Below are 14,227 nucleotides of genomic sequence, written 5' to 3' on the forward strand. Positions count from 1 at the left end.
CGGGGTCCGGGGGAGCGCCGGGCCCCGGCGCACGCGAGGTGTGCCGGGGCCCGGTGCCGTACGGCGGGCGGGGCCCGCCCGGGGTTATGCCTTGCGGAGGCGGAAGGTGAGGTTCAGGGGCTCGTCGGTGAACGGGGCGCCGTAGCCGTCGGTGGTGCCGGACGCCTCCTGCTCGGTGGCGAAGGCGGTGGCCAGGACCTCGTCGGCGATGAGTGCGGCGTGCTCGGCCAGGGCGGTGCGCAGCTCCGCGTCGGGGGTCTCCCAGCGCAGGGCGATCCGGTCGGAGACGTCCAGTCCGCTGTTCTTGCGCGCCTCCTGGATGAGGCGGATCGCGTCGCGGGCCAGACCGGCGCGGCGCAGCTCCGGGGTGATCTCCAGGTCGAGGGCGACGGTCGCACCGGCGTCGGACGCCACCGACCAGCCCTCGCGCGGGGTTTCGGTGATGATCACCTCGTCCGGGGCGAGGGTGACGGTCTCGCCGTCGACCTCGACCGTGGCCTCGCCGTCGCGCAGCGCCAGCGAGAGCGCCGCGGCGTCGGCGGCGGCGACGGCCTTGGCGACCGCCTGGACGCCCTTGCCGAACCGCTTGCCCAGGGCCCGGAAGTTGGCCTTGGCGGTGGTGTCGACCAGCGAGCCGCCCATGTCGGAGAGGGCGGCGAGCGAGGTGACGTTCAGCTCCTCGGTGATCTGCGCGCGCAGGTCGTCGGAGAGGGCGGCGAAACCGTGCGCCGCGACCAGCGCGCGGGAGAGCGGCTGGCGGGTCTTCACACCGGATTCGGCGCGGGTGGCCCGGCCCAGCTCGACGAGCCGGCGCACCAACTGCATCTGCGCGGACAGCTCCGGGTCGATGAGCCCCGGGTCGGCCAGCGGCCACGACGACAGGTGGACGGAGTCCGGCGCCTGCGGGGTGACCGGCACGACCAGGTCCTGCCAGACCCGCTCGGTGATGAACGGTGTGAGCGGCGCCATCAGCCGCGTCACCGTCTCGACGACCTCGTGCAGGGTGCGCAGCGCGGCCGGGTCGCCCTGCCAGAAGCGGCGGCGGGAGCGGCGCACGTACCAGTTGGAGAGGTCGTCGACGAAGGACGACAGCAGCTTGCCGGCGCGCTGGGTGTCGTACGCCTCCAGCGCCTCGGTGACGCCCTCGACGAGAGTGTTCAGCTCGCCGAGCAGCCAGCGGTCGAGCAGCGGGCGCTCGGCCGGGGCCGGGTCGGCGGCGGAGGGGGCCCAGTGGGAGGTGCGGGCGTAGAGCGCCTGGAAGGCGACGGTGTTCCAGTACGTCAGCAGGGTCTTGCGGACGACTTCCTGGATGGTGGTGTGGCCCACCCGGCGGGCGGACCAGGGGGAGCCGCCGGCGGCCATGAACCAGCGGACCGCGTCGGCGCCGTGCTGGTCCATCAGCGGGATCGGCTGGAGGATGTTGCCCAGGTGCTTGGACATCTTGCGGCCGTCCTCGGCGAGGATGTGGCCCAGGCAGACGACGTTCTCGTAGGACGACTTGTCGAAGACGAGGGTGCCGACGGCCATCAGCGTGTAGAACCAGCCGCGGGTCTGGTCGATGGCCTCGGAGATGAACTGCGCCGGGTACCGCTTCTCGAAGAGTTCCTTGTTGCGGTACGGGTAGCCCCACTGCGCGAACGGCATCGAGCCCGAGTCGTACCAGGCGTCGATGACCTCGGGTACGCGGGTGGCGGTGAGCGCGCAGCCCTCGTGGGTGCAGCCGAAGGTGACGGCGTCGATGAAGGGGCGGTGCGGGTCGAGGCCGGACTGGTCGGTGCCGGTCAGCTCGGTCAGCTCGGCGAGCGAGCCGACGCAGGTCAGGTGGCCCTCCTCGCAGCGCCAGATGGGCAGCGGGGTGCCCCAGTAGCGGTTGCGGCTCAGCGCCCAGTCGATGTTGTTCTGCAGCCAGTCGCCGAACCGGCCGTGCTTGACGGAGTCCGGGAACCAGTTGGTGTTCTCGTTCTCGCGGAGCAGGGCGTCCTTGACGGCGGTGGTGCGGATGTACCAGGACGGCTGCGCGTAGTAGAGCAGCGCGGTGTGGCAGCGCCAGCAGTGCGGATAGCTGTGCTCGTAGGCGACGTGACGGAAGAGCAGGCCGCGGGCGTCGAGGTCGGCGACGAGCGCCTCATCCGCCTTCTTGAAGAACTCGCCGCCGACGAGCGGCAGCTCCTCGGCGAAGGTGCCGTCGGGGCGGACGGGGTTGACCACCGGCAGGCCGTAGCTCTTGCAGACCTTGAGGTCGTCCTCACCGAAGGCCGGGGCCTGGTGGACGAGACCGGTGCCGTCCTCGGTGGTGACGTAGTCGGCGTTGACGACGAAGTTGGCGCCCTCCAGCTCGACGAAGCCGAACGGGCGGCGGTAGGCCCAGCGCTCCATCTCGCGGCCGGTGAACGACTCGCCGGTGGCGCTCCAGCCCTCGCCGAGCGCCTTCTCCAGCAGCGGCTCGGCGACGACCAGCTTCTCGTGGCCGTCGGTGGCGACGACGTAGGTGACGTCCGGGTGGGCGGCGACGGCGGTGTTGGAGACCAGCGTCCAGGGCGTGGTCGTCCAGATCAGCAGCGACGCCTGGCCGGCGAGCGGGCCGGAGGTCAGCGGCAGCCGGACATAGACGGACGGGTCGACGACCGTTTCGTAGCCCTGCGCCAGCTCGTGGTCGGACAGGCCGGTGCCGCAGCGGGGGCACCAGGGGGCGACGCGGTGGTCCTCGACCAGCAGGCCCTTGGCGAAGATCTCCTTCAGCGACCACCACACCGACTCGATGTAGTCGGGGTCCATGGTGCGGTACGGGGCGTCGAGATCGGTCCAGTACCCCATGCGGGTCGTCAGCTCGGCGAAGGCGTCGGTGTGGCGGGTCACCGACTCGCGGCACTTGGCGTTGAACTCGGCGATGCCGTACGCCTCGATGTCCTTCTTGCCGTTGAAGCCCAGCTCCTTCTCGACGGCCAGCTCGACGGGGAGGCCGTGGCAGTCCCAGCCGGCCTTACGGTCGACGTGGTAGCCCTGCATCGTGCGGAAGCGGGGGAAGACGTCCTTGAAGACGCGGGCCTCGATGTGGTGGGCGCCGGGCATGCCGTTGGCGGTCGGGGGGCCCTCGTAGAAGACCCACTCGGGCCGGCCCTCGGACTGCTGGAGGGTGCGGGCGAAGACCTTCTGTTCCTGCCAGAAATCGAGCACGGCGTGCTCAAGGGCGGGTAGGTCGACCTGCGCGGGCACCTGGCGGTACTGCGGCTGCTCACTCATCGGGTTCCTCCGGCGGACACCTGCTGCGTTCTCCGTCCGGAGGGACGAGAGCACTGCTCCCGCGGTACCACCCTCCTTGGCGGTGGGCCTGCCACCGCCCCCTCATTGGGGTCGCGCTGCCGGTTCTACTCGCCCGGGACGTGCCACGGGCTTTCTTCCGGCGGCTCCGGGGTGATCTTCACGTCGCGCACGCCTCCGGGCTCCCACCGTCCCCGGATCGCTGCTGGCTGCCTACGACGCTACTCGTCCCATCGACGCCTGTCGCTGCGCCCAGTGTACGGGGCGGCGGGGACGGTGACCGACCGGTTTTCCCCGGTGGGGGCCGGGCGCCGCCGCCACCCGAACGCGGGCGCGGGGCGGACGGTGCGGCGGCCGGGGCCGCGGGGCGGCCGGGCCCGTGGCGGGCCTGGTGGTTGGCCGGGTGGCGGCGGGGGCAGAACCGGGGCGGAGCGGGGGTATGGGCGGTGCGTCCCATTGCCGCACCCCGTGTGGCGATTTATCGTTCCCGTCACGATTCGCGAACAAGATCACATAGGTGAAGGGGTCGCGGCCATGGTGGCGAAAAAGTCCGCCGCGCAGAAGAGCACGACACCCGCCGAGGAGCCCGGCGCGGCCCGTCCCGCCGCTCCGCAGGACACCGGGGCGACGGACTCCGGCACCCCGGAGACACCGGCCGCGACCCGGAAGGCCCCGGCCGGGAGGACGGCGAAGAAGGCCCCGGCGAAGAAGGCCCCGGCGAAGAAGGCGGCGGCGAAGAAGGCCGCGCCGCGGAAGACGGCCGGGGCCGAGGTCCCGGCGAAGAAGACGGCCGCCGCGAAGAAGACGGCGAGGAAGACGGGAGCCCGGACGGTGACGGAGAAGACCGCGGCGGCGCACGGCACGGACCCGGCGGCAGCCGCGGCCCTCACGGCCGCCGCCCCCGACGACCTGGCCGTCCGGCCCGGCGAGGACCCCTGGACACCGGAGGAGGTCGACGAGGCGCGGGCCGGTCTGCTGGCCGAGGCGGAGCGGCTGCGGACCGAGATCGCCGCCTCCGAGGACGCCATCGCCGGGCTGATGCGCGACTCCGGGGACGGCGCGGGCGACGACGAGGCGGACACCGGCACCAAGAACATCACCCGCGAACACGAGCTGGCGCTGGCCTCCAACGCCCGCGAGATGCTGCTCCAGACCGAACGCGCCCTGGGCCGCCTGGACGCGGGCACGTACGGGCTCTGCGAGAACTGCGGCAACCCGATCGGCAAGGCCCGGATGCAGGCGTTCCCCCGGGCCACCCTCTGCGTGGAGTGCAAACAGAAGCAGGAACGGCGCGGCTGAGGGGGCGGGCGGCGGCCCGCCGAGGGGCGCGCTCCCGTATGAGGGGACGCGCGCCCGGGTGCGGCCGGGTGCGTGGGGCTCCCTTCCGTACGTCGGGTCGCGCCGCCCGGTCCCGGCCGCGGCCACGCTCGCCCTCGCCCCGCGCCGCCCGGTCCCTGCCGCGGCCACGCTCGCCCTCGCCCCGCGCCGCCCGGTCCCTGCCGCGGCCACGCTCGCCCTCGCCCCGCGCCGCCCGGTCCCTGCCGCGATCACGCTCGCCCCGCGCCGCCCGGTCACGGCCGCGCTCGCCCCGTGCCGCGCCGCTCGGAGCCGCGTCCTCCCGCCCCGGGCCGCCGCTCCGTGCCCGTATCCGGCCCCGTTCACGGCCGTCCGCGCCCGCCCGTCGCCCCGTGCACCCGGCCCCGGCGTTCCCCCGGGTGGGTGCCGTACCCTCGTTCCTCAGCCAGGCGCGGCCTGGCGGGGACGCTACGGGTTGAGGGACGCACACAGTGGCAGAGGCGGAACGCATCACCGGTACGCCGGAATCCGGATCGGGTTCCGGGGCGGACTCCGACGCGGGTTCGGAGGGGGGACGTCCGGCGGAGCCGGAGCGGGGCGAGCGCCGCGGCAAGCGTCGTATCCCGGCGCTGCTGCTGGTCGCGCTCGTCGCGTACGTACTGGATCTGGGCAGCAAGCTGCTGGTGGTCGCGAAGCTGGAGCACCACGCGCCGGTCGAGGTCATCGGGACGCTGCTCCAGCTCTCGGTGATCCGTAACCGCGGGGCGGCGTTCAGCATGGGGGAGGCGCTGACGATCTTCCTCACCATCATCGCGGTGGCGGTGATCGTGGTGATCTTCCGGATCGCGCGCAAGCTCTACAGCCTGCCGTGGGCGATCGCGCTGGGGCTGCTGCTCGGCGGCGCCTTCGGCAACCTCACCGACCGGCTCTTCCGCTCGCCGGGCGTCTTCGAGGGCGCGGTGGTCGACTTCATCGCCCCGGCGCACTTCGCGGTCTTCAACCTCGCCGACTCCGCGATCGTCTGCGGCGGCATCCTGATCGTGATCCTTTCCTTCCGGGGGCTGGACCCGGACGGCACGCTCCACAAGGACTGATCCGCCCCGCGCGGGCGGGCCCGTCGGCCGCCGGGCGGGCCACCCCGGTCGGACTGCCATACTCGTGGGGTGAGCACGCTTCCCGATATCCGCACCCTGCCCGTACCGGACGGCCTGGAGGGCGAGCGCGTCGACGCCGCGCTGGCCCGCATGTTCGGCTTCTCCCGTACGAAGGCCGCGGAGCTGGCGGCCGCCGGCAAGGTCCGGGTCGACGGCTCCGAGGTGATGAAGTCCGAGCGGGTGCACGGCGGCGCCTGGCTGGAGGTCGAGATGCCGCAGGCGGCGGCGCCGGTCGAGATCGTCGCCGAGCCCGTCGAGGGCATGGAGATCGTCCATGACGACGACGACGTCGTGGTGATCGTCAAGCCGGTCGGCGTCGCCGCGCACCCCAGCCCCGGCTGGAGCGGCACCACCGTCATCGGCGGGCTGGCCGCCGCCGGATACCGCATCTCCACCTCCGGCGCCGCCGAGCGCCAGGGCATCGTGCACCGCCTCGACGTCGGCACCTCCGGGCTGATGGTCGTCGCCAAGTCCGAGCGCGCGTACACCCTGCTCAAGCAGCAGTTCCGGGAGCGGACGGTCGACAAGCGCTACCACGCGCTGGTGCAGGGCCACCCCGACCCGATGAGCGGCACCATCGACGCCCCCATCGGCCGCCACCCGCAGCACGACTACAAGTGGGCGGTGACCGCCGAGGGCAAGGCGTCGGTGACCCACTACGACCTCATCGAGGCGTACCGCGCCGCCAGCCTCCTCGACATCAAGCTGGAGACCGGGCGGACCCACCAGATCCGGGTCCACATGTCCGCCCACCGCCATCCTTGCGTCGGTGACCTGACGTACGGCGCGGACCCGACGATGGCCAAGCGGCTGGGGCTGACCCGGCAGTGGCTGCACGCGATGCGGCTCGGGTTCGAGCATCCGTCGGACGGCCGCTGGGTCGAGTTCGAGAGCGCCTACCCGGAGGATCTCCAGCGGGCGCTGGACACCGTGCGGGACGAGAGTTCCTGACGCTCCGCCGGGTTTCGGGGGCGGTCAGCATCGGAAGGTGACCGTCCGCTTTCTGTCCGGTCATGGCAGGCTTGGGGCGAAAAGTGATCGATCCCGACACCGGAGCGTAACCCCGTGGACCAGCTCGCCCTGCTGTTCGTGCTTCTCCTGGGGGCGGTGGTCACGGTCCCGCTCGGTGACCGGCTGGGCCTGCCCTCGCCGGTGCTGATGACCATGGCCGGTGCCGTCCTCGCGCTCCTGCCGTTCGTCCCCAACGTCGACATCCCGCCCGAGTACATCCTCCCGCTGGTGCTGCCGCCGCTCCTGTACGCGGCGGTGCAGCGCACCTCGTGGCGGCAGTTCACGGCGAACATCCGCCCGATCTTCCTGCTCGCCGTCGCGCTGGTCTTCGCCACCACGGCGGCGGTCGCGGCGGTCGCCCAGGCGGTGGTGCCGGGCATGCCGCTGGCCGCCGCGGTGGTGCTCGGCGCGCTCGTCGCCCCGCCCGACCCGGTCGCCGCGACGGCGGTCGCCGGCAAGCTGGGGCTGCCCCGCCGCATGGTCTCCATCCTGGAGGGCGAGGGCCTGTTCAACGACGTCACCGCGATCGTCCTCTACCACGTCGCCCTCGCCGCGGCGGTCAGCGGCACCTTCTCCGTGCCGGGCGCGGTCGGCTCCCTGGTGCTCTCCGCCGTCGTCGCCCTCGCCGTCGGTCTGGTCATCGGCTGGGTCGCCAACAAGCTGATGGGCGTCCTCGGCGACCCGACGCTCCAGATCGGCCTGACGCTGCTGGTGCCGTTCGTCGCCTACGTGCTCGCCGAGGAGTTCCACGGCTCCGGTGTGCTGGCCGTGCTGACCTGCGCGCTCTTCCTCGCCGAGTACGCGGTCGACGCCGACGACGTGATGGGCCGCCTCGCCGGCTACACCTTCTGGGAGATCGTCGACACCCTCGTCACCGGCGTCGCGTTCGGACTGATCGGCCTGGAGCTGCACAACATCGTCGGCTCCGCGTCCGGCCACTGGAGCGAACTGCTGCGGGCCGGTGCCGCCGTCGTCGGTGTGGTCGTCGTCGTCCGGCTGCTGTGGCTGCTGCCCGCCGCCTGGCTGGCGAAGCGGATGCACAAGCGGCGCGACTACGACGAGGACATCCCGATGTCGTGGCGGGAGACGATCATCATGTGGTGGTCGGGGATGCGCGGGGTGGCGTCGGTGGCGCTGGCGCTGGCCATCCCGTACACCGTCGACGGCGGCGGGGACTTCCCGGCGCGCGAGGAGATTCTCTTCATCGCCTTCGCGGTGGTGCTCACCACCCTCATCGTGCAGGGGCTGACGCTGCCCTGGCTGGTGCGCAAGCTGCGGGTGAAGGCCGACTCGGAGGCCGAGGACGAGCTGGAGCGGGCGCTGGCGCTCCGCGTCATCAAGGCGTCCAAGCACCGCCTCAAGGAGATCCTGGAGGTCGAGGAGCTGCCCGAGGAGATCAGCGAGCAGCTCGCCCGCCGCGCGTACGACATCGGGGCGCGGATCGCGCCGGACATCGTCGACGACGACCGGCGCGAGCACTTCGAGAAGCGCATCACCCGGATGAAGAAGGTGCAGCGCATCCAGAACGAGATGCTGTCCGCCGCGCGCCACGAGGTGCTCGCCGCCCGCAACGAGCCGGGCGCCGACCCGGAGATCGTCGACCGGGTGCTGCGCCAGCTCGACATGCGCAGCCTGCGCAGCACACCGGAGGCGCACGGGTGAGCCGTGCGGGGCCCCGCACGCTCAGCGCTCCTCGGCGGTGCGCTGTCTGCCCAGCTCCGGGGCGCGGTCGCCGGGGGCGGACGCGGTGGTGATCCGCGGCAGCGCGGAGGGGTGTTCGGCCGCCAGCCAGGCGATCATCCGCTCGCGGACCCGGCAGCGCACCTGCCACAGGGCGTCCGAGTCGCGGGCGGTGACCAGCGCGCGGACCACCAGCGTCGACGGTGTGGTGTCGGTGACCAGCAGGCTCCAGGCACGGCCGTCCCACTCCGGGCACTCCTGGAGGATCCGGTGCAGCTCCTCGCGCATCTCCTCCAGCGGCGCGGTGTGGTCGAGGTGGAGGAAGACCGTGCCGGTCAACTGGGCCCCGCCGCGCGACCAGTTCTCGAACGGGGTGCCGGTGAAGTACGACACCGGCATGGTGATCCGCCGCTCGTCCCAGGTCCGCACGGTCAGATACGTCAGGGTGATCTCCTCGACCGTGCCCATCTCGCCGTTGACCACGACCGTGTCACCGATGCGGACCATGTCGCCGAAGGCGATCTGGAGTCCGGCGAAGAGGTTGCCCAGCGTGGACTGGGCCGCGACACCGGCGACGATGCCCAGCAGTCCGGCCGAGGCCAGGACGGAGGTGCCGACCGTCCGCATCGCCGGGAACGTCAGCAGCATCGCCGCCGCCGCCACGATGATCACGATCGCGCTGACCACCCGCTGGATCAGCGTGATCTGCGTCCGCACCCGCCGTACCCGCGCCGCGTCGTGCGCGCTCGCGGCGTAGCGCGCGTACGACGACTGGACGATGGCCGCCGCGGCGCGCACCGTCAGCCACGCCGACGCGGCGATCAGCACCAGGGTCAGCGTCCGGCCGATGCCCACCTGGTGATCGCGGACCAGGTCGAGGCCGGTCGCGTCGTACGACCCGCGCAGCAGCGCCGCGCAGAGCAGGACCTGCAGCGGTATCCGGCAGCGCCGCAGCGCGCCCCACAGCGGGGTCTCGGGGTGGGCGGCGTCGATCCGGCGCAGTACGCGGTCGGCGAGCCAGCCCAGGACGGCCGTGACGACGACCGAACCGCCGATGACGCTCAGCGGGCGCAGTACGTCCTCCAGGGACACGTCGCGTTTCCTCCTCGGCTCGGGTGCCCGTCCGCCGTACCCCGGTGGGCCGGCGTACGGCATCAGGGCACCGTACGGCACCCGGCGCGCGGCGGCTGTGACGGGGGCCGCGCCCCGGCCTGGCAGGATGGGGGGCTGCCGTTTCGACCCCAGGGAAGTGATGTACGTGCCGCCCACCAGCGAGTCCGCGACCAGCGGTGCCGCGACGATTGTGCTGTTCCACTCGGTGTGCGGGCTGCGCCCCGCGGTGCACGCCGCCGCCGACCGGCTGCGGGCCGCGGGCCATGAGGTGATCGTCCCGGATCTGTTCGACGGGCGGACCGCGGACTCCGTCGGTGACGGTATGGAGATCAAGGAGGAGATCGGCAAGGAGACGCTGCTGCGGCGCGCGGTGACGGCGGCGGCGCCCTACTCCGACCGCGGTCTGGTCTACGCCGGGTTCTCCTTCGGCGGCGCGGTGGCGCAGAATCTGGCCCTCGCCGACGAGAAGGCCCGCGGGCTGCTGCTGATGCACGGCACCTCGGACATCGCCGAGGACACCGAGGCCGACGATCTGCCGGTCCAACTGCACGTCGCCGACCCGGACCCGTTCGAGCCGCACGACTGGCTGACCGCCTGGTACCTCCAGATGCGCCGGGCGGGCGCCGATGTCGAGGTCTTCCGCTACCCGGGCGCCGGCCACCTCTTCACCGACCCGGACCTGCCCGACCACGACCCGGAGGCGGCGGAGAGCGCCTGGCGGACCGCGCTGGGGTTCCTGGAGACGCTCTGAGCCTCCGGGGCGGAAAGGGGGCCGGGCCCGTTCCGGCCCGGCCCCCGGCCCGGTGCGCACGGCCACGCCCCGCGCGCCCCTGACTCACCGCACCGGCGTGTCGCTCCGCTCCACCCGCTGCGTGCCCGACCGCGTCCGGTACGAGCGCACCAGCTCGCTGGTCGCCTCCGGGTCCCGCTTGTCGGAGACCGCGAAGTAGTCCATCTGCGTCCGCTCCGCGTCGACGTCCAGGACGCCGTAGCCGTGCGCGTCCATGTCCAGCCACTTCACATGGCGGTTGGCGGCGCGGACGGCGGTGGCCGCGGGCAGCGAGAGGGTGCCCGGGGCGACGTGCAGGATGTCGTCGAGGTTGTCCGAGGTGACGGAGGTGACCACGAACTCCGTCGCCACCGGCGCGGTCGCCGGGTACGTCGCCGCCTTCACCGGCACGTCGTTGGCCCACGCCATGTGGATGTCGCCGGTCAGGAAGACGGTGTTGCCGATACCCCGGTCGCTGAGGTGGCCGAGCAGTTCCCGGCGGTCGTCGGTGTAGCCGTCCCACTGGTCGGTGTTGACGGCGATGCCCTCCTTGGGCAGGCCGAGGAGTTCGGCGAGCGGCCCGAGCAGATGTGCCGGGACGGAGCCGAACGCCACCTGGGAGATCATCACCGACGTGCCGACCAGCCGCCACGCGGTGTCCGAGCGCTCCAGACCCGCCTTGAGCCAGTCCAGTTGGGCCCGCCCGGTGAGCGTGCGGCCCGGGTCGTCGACCGCGCCGCTGCCCGGCTTCGCCTGCTCGTCGCGGAACGACCGCAGGTCCAGCAGGTGCAGATCGGCGAGGGTGCCGAAGCGCAGCCTGCGGTAGGTGGTCCCGGCGGTCGACGGGCGCACCGGCATCCACTCGAAGTACGCCTGCTTCGCCGCCGCCATCCTCCGCGCCCACGGGCCCTCGGCGTCCGGCTGGTGGTTGACCGCCCCGCCCGACCAGGCGTTGTCGGCGAACTCGTGGTCGTCCCACATCGCGATCACCGGGTGCGCGGCGTGCATCGCCAGCGCGTCCGGGTCGGTCTTGTGGACGCCGTGCCGGACGCGGTAGTCGGCGAGCGTGAGGAGTTCGTGGGCGGGGGAGTGCGGCCGGACGACCTCCTTGAACTCCGGGTACTCACCGGATTTGTACTCGTAGAGGTAGTCGCCGAGGTGCAGCACCGCGTCCAGATCGGCGCGGGCGGCGAGGTGGCGGTAGGCCGAGAAGTAGCCGGACTCCCAGTTGGCGCAGGAGACCACCCCGAAGCGGACGTTGCCGGCCGCCGCGTCGTGGGCCGGGGCGGTACGGGTGCGGCCCACCGGCGAGGTCCGCCCGCCCGCGGTGAAGCGGTAGAAGTACGCGGTGGCCGGGCGCAGCCCGCGGACATCCGCCTTGACGGTGTGGTCGCTCGCCGCGGAAGTCCGTACGGTGCCGTGCGCCACGACGCGGGTGAAGCCGCGGTCGGCGGCCACCTCCCAGACGACGTCGGTGGCCGCGCCCCGGCCCGAACCGGGGACCGCGTCCGGACCGGGCGTCACCCGGGTCCACAGCAGGATGCCGTCGGGCAGCGGATCTCCGGACGCCACACCGTGGCAGAACTCCGGCGCGGGCCCGGTCGCGCCCTTGCCGGCGGCGGCGGACGGTGCCGCGGAAGCGGCGGAGGCGGGAGCGGCCGCGGCGAGCGGCAGCAGGGCGGCGGTGGCGGCCGCGGCCGTCATGGCGGTACGGCGCGAGAGCTGGTCATGATCGGTCACGGCCGCTCACCCTACTGGCCGGTACGGGCGGCGGGCAGCCTCCGGACACGCCGGAATCGGAAATTCTTTCGCCCGCCGCCTGCCGGACACCTGCCGCGTCGGCTCAGCGCGCGCTCGGGTCCTTCTCGCCCTTCGCGATACCGGGCGCGCCGCCCGGCGCACCGTCCTTGGCGGCGCTCGGGTCCTTCTCGCCCTTCGCGATGCCCGGCGCGCCGTCCTTCCCGGCGCTCGGGTCCTTCTCCCCTTCGGCGACGCCGGGCCCGCCCTGGGCCGGGCCGAACTCCTTGTCGATCATCTTCTTGAAGTTGGCGTCGGCGAGCTGGTTGTACTGCTCCCGCGTCATCCGCCGCTGCGGTACCGGCGGCAGCTCCAACTTCTTGTCGCCGTGCAGGAAGGTCGGGGTGCCCTTGACGCCCTTGCGGCCGAACTGCGCGGTCATGTCCATCGCCCAGCGGTCGTAGGTGCCCTTCTTCACCGCCTGCTCGAAGCCCTTGTCGTGTGCCAGCTCCGGCACCTCGGACGCGATCTTGAGGAGGACGGAGTCCTTGGCGAACGCGTCGTCCTGCTCCTCGGGGTGGTTCTTCAGCGAGTACAGCGCCGACTTGTACTTGAGGAACGCCTCCGGGCCGACGTTCAGCGCCGCGCCGAGCGCGCTCAGCGCGTTCTTGGAGCCCTCGCCGCCCTGGGCGCCGTCGAGGAAGGTGTACATCGTGAAGCGGACCTTGTACCGCCCGTCCTCGATGTCCTTGAGCAGGGAGGCGCCGGAGGACTGCTCGAACGACGCGCACATCGGGCAGCGCAGATCCTCGAAGACCTCCAGGGTCTCCTTGGCGCTCTTGTCGCCGATCAGGATCTCGGTGCCGTTCTTGCCCTGGGTGTGCGCCGGGGCGACCGGTTTCGCCTCCTTGGCGGCTTCCCACCCGGTCGGCTCGGTCGCCTTCACCACGGCGAAGCCGGCGCCGCCCGCGACGACGAGGACGCCTGCCACGACGGCGGCGACCGTCAACTGGCGCCGTACCCGGTCCTTCTTCTTCTGCCGCTCCCGCTCGGCGCGGATCCGCTCACGCGCGGCCGACGGGCTCTTCCGGCCGGTGCCGTTGCTCATCTGTCTCCCGATCCCTCGGTGCTGCGGCTGGCAGTTGCGTCGATGGCGTACGCACCGGGGAACGGCGGGCCGCGGTGCGGCAGGCAGCGGATCAGGAGGAGCGTGGGGGGCATGCCGGGAGTCTGCCATGTCCACGGCAGACTCCCGGGTCAAGATTTGGCATCGGGCGGCGGGCACGCGCCCGCCGCCCGGAGCCCTACTTCAGACCTTCACCGACGATGCGGTTGAAGTCGTCCGGGGTGGACGGGGCGACCTTGTTCGGGCCGCTCTGGATCCCGATCTCCTTGCCGTCGAGCTTGACCGTCGGGGTGTTGTTGACGTCCTTGTGCGAGTTGAACTCGACGGACATCTCCAGCGCCCAGCGGTCGTAGACGCCCGCCTTCACGGCCTTCTCGAAGTCCTTGTTGCCCTTCAGCGCGGGCACGGTGTCGGCGACCTTGAGCAGGTAGTTGTCGTCGGCGAACTTGTCCGGACCCATCTCGTCCGGGTGGAACTCCTTGGAGTACAGCGCTTCCTTGTACTTGAGGAACGCGTCCGTGCTGACGTTCAGTGCCGAGCCCAGTGCGCTCAGCGCGTTCTTGGAGCCGGTGCCCTTGAGGTTGGAGTCCAGGAAGGTCGCCAGGTGGAAGCGGGCCTTGTACTTGCCGTCCTCGATGTCCTTCTGGACGATCTCGCCGACGTTCTGCTCGAAGTTGGCGCAGCCGGGGCAGCGCGGGTCCTCGAACAGCTCCAGGGTGTGCTTGGCGTCCGCCTTGCCGATGACGAGGGTGGTGCCCTTGGCGCCGGCGGTGTGCGCGGGCTTGACCAGCTTGGCCTTGGCCGCCTTGGCCCACGCCTTGCTGTCGCCCGCCATGTCGCTGACGGTGGCGGTGGCGCTGGTGGTGTCGCCGCCACCGGACTTGGCGACCATGACGCCGATGCCGCCGGCGATCGCCAGCACCGCGACGATCGCGCCGCCGACGGTCAGTTGCCGCCGCATCTTGTCCTTCTTCGCCTGCCGCTCACGCTCGGCACGCAGCCGCTCGCGCGCCGCCTGCTTGTTGGCCTGGGTGTTGCGGTTGCTCATGACATGTCTCCGGAGAAATCCGTGGGAAGGGTGTG

General features: G+C 72.2%; 10 protein-coding genes. 5 read left to right on the forward strand and 5 right to left on the reverse strand.

Going from position 1 to position 14,227, the window contains the following annotated elements; all coding sequences use genetic code 11:
* Positions 1 to 84: 84 nt before the first annotated feature.
* Entirely contained in the window at positions 85 to 3,240 is a 3,156-nt protein-coding gene (gene ileS / locus ACGH2B_RS21735; protein ID WP_399092361.1) for an isoleucine--tRNA ligase, read from the reverse strand.
* 552 nt (positions 3,241 to 3,792) lie between these two features.
* Between ileS and ACGH2B_RS21740 the strand changes: the two genes are divergently transcribed.
* From ACGH2B_RS21740 to ACGH2B_RS21755, 4 genes are all read left to right on the forward strand, one after another.
* Positions 3,793 to 4,557: a TraR/DksA family transcriptional regulator gene (locus ACGH2B_RS21740; RefSeq protein ID WP_399092364.1), complete on the forward strand. Its 765-nt coding sequence runs from the start codon at positions 3,793 to 3,795 to the stop codon at positions 4,555 to 4,557.
* Between the two features lie 488 nt (positions 4,558 to 5,045).
* Positions 5,046 to 5,648: a signal peptidase II gene (lspA, locus tag ACGH2B_RS21745; protein ID WP_399092367.1), complete on the forward strand. Its 603-nt coding sequence runs from the start codon at positions 5,046 to 5,048 to the stop codon at positions 5,646 to 5,648.
* 69 nt (positions 5,649 to 5,717) lie between these two features.
* Positions 5,718 to 6,659 carry an RluA family pseudouridine synthase gene (locus ACGH2B_RS21750; protein ID WP_399092370.1) on the forward strand — a complete coding sequence of 314 codons (942 nt, stop codon included), beginning with the start codon at positions 5,718 to 5,720 and terminating at the stop codon, positions 6,657 to 6,659.
* A gap of 114 nt (positions 6,660 to 6,773) precedes the next feature.
* Positions 6,774 to 8,381, forward strand: a complete 1,608-nt coding sequence (locus tag ACGH2B_RS21755) for a Na+/H+ antiporter (RefSeq protein WP_399092373.1) — start codon at positions 6,774 to 6,776, stop codon at positions 8,379 to 8,381.
* Positions 8,382 to 8,402: 21 nt separating this feature from the next.
* Here ACGH2B_RS21755 and ACGH2B_RS21760 read toward each other — a convergent pair whose 3' ends face one another.
* Positions 8,403 to 9,485, reverse strand: coding sequence for a mechanosensitive ion channel family protein (locus ACGH2B_RS21760; RefSeq protein ID WP_399097208.1), 1,083 nt, complete (start codon positions 9,483 to 9,485; stop codon positions 8,403 to 8,405).
* Positions 9,486 to 9,651: 166 nt separating this feature from the next.
* Here ACGH2B_RS21760 and ACGH2B_RS21765 point away from each other — a divergent pair, with 166 nt between their 5' ends.
* Positions 9,652 to 10,263, forward strand: coding sequence for a dienelactone hydrolase family protein (locus ACGH2B_RS21765; protein ID WP_399092376.1), 612 nt, complete (start codon positions 9,652 to 9,654; stop codon positions 10,261 to 10,263).
* An 84-nt stretch (positions 10,264 to 10,347) separates the two neighbouring features.
* Here ACGH2B_RS21765 and ACGH2B_RS21770 read toward each other — a convergent pair whose 3' ends face one another.
* The 3 genes from ACGH2B_RS21770 to ACGH2B_RS21780 all read right to left on the reverse strand — a co-directional run bounded on the left by ACGH2B_RS21770 (position 10,348) and on the right by ACGH2B_RS21780 (position 14,192).
* Positions 10,348 to 11,985: an alkaline phosphatase D family protein gene (locus tag ACGH2B_RS21770; protein ID WP_399097211.1), complete on the reverse strand. Its 1,638-nt coding sequence runs from the start codon at positions 11,983 to 11,985 to the stop codon at positions 10,348 to 10,350.
* A gap of 139 nt (positions 11,986 to 12,124) precedes the next feature.
* Positions 12,125 to 13,126 carry a thioredoxin domain-containing protein gene (locus ACGH2B_RS21775; protein ID WP_399092379.1) on the reverse strand — a complete coding sequence of 334 codons (1,002 nt, stop codon included), beginning with the start codon at positions 13,124 to 13,126 and terminating at the stop codon, positions 12,125 to 12,127.
* Positions 13,127 to 13,322: 196 nt separating this feature from the next.
* The gene (locus tag ACGH2B_RS21780) at positions 13,323 to 14,192 is read right to left on the reverse strand and encodes a thioredoxin domain-containing protein (protein WP_399092382.1); all 870 of its coding nucleotides are present in this window, start codon (positions 14,190 to 14,192) and stop codon (positions 13,323 to 13,325) included.
* Positions 14,193 to 14,227 lie beyond the last annotated feature (35 nt).

The organism is Streptomyces sp. BBFR2, assembly GCF_044497305.1.
GTDB lineage: Bacteria > Actinomycetota > Actinomycetes > Streptomycetales > Streptomycetaceae > Streptomyces.

Bases quoted from the DNA above. Each gene is read 5' to 3' on its own strand.
- ileS (WP_399092361.1), bottom strand. From the start codon at position 3,240: ATGAGTGAGCAGCCGCAGTACCGCCAGGTGCCCGCGCAGGTCGACCTA.
- ACGH2B_RS21740 (WP_399092364.1), top strand. From the start codon at position 3,793: ATGGTGGCGAAAAAGTCCGCCGCGCAGAAGAGCACGACACCCGCCGAG.
- ACGH2B_RS21765 (WP_399092376.1), top strand. From the start codon at position 9,652: ATGTACGTGCCGCCCACCAGCGAGTCCGCGACCAGCGGTGCCGCGACG.
- ACGH2B_RS21770 (WP_399097211.1), bottom strand. From the start codon at position 11,985: ATGACGGCCGCGGCCGCCACCGCCGCCCTGCTGCCGCTCGCCGCGGCC.
- ACGH2B_RS21775 (WP_399092379.1), bottom strand. From the start codon at position 13,126: ATGAGCAACGGCACCGGCCGGAAGAGCCCGTCGGCCGCGCGTGAGCGG.
- ACGH2B_RS21780 (WP_399092382.1), bottom strand. From the start codon at position 14,192: ATGAGCAACCGCAACACCCAGGCCAACAAGCAGGCGGCGCGCGAGCGG.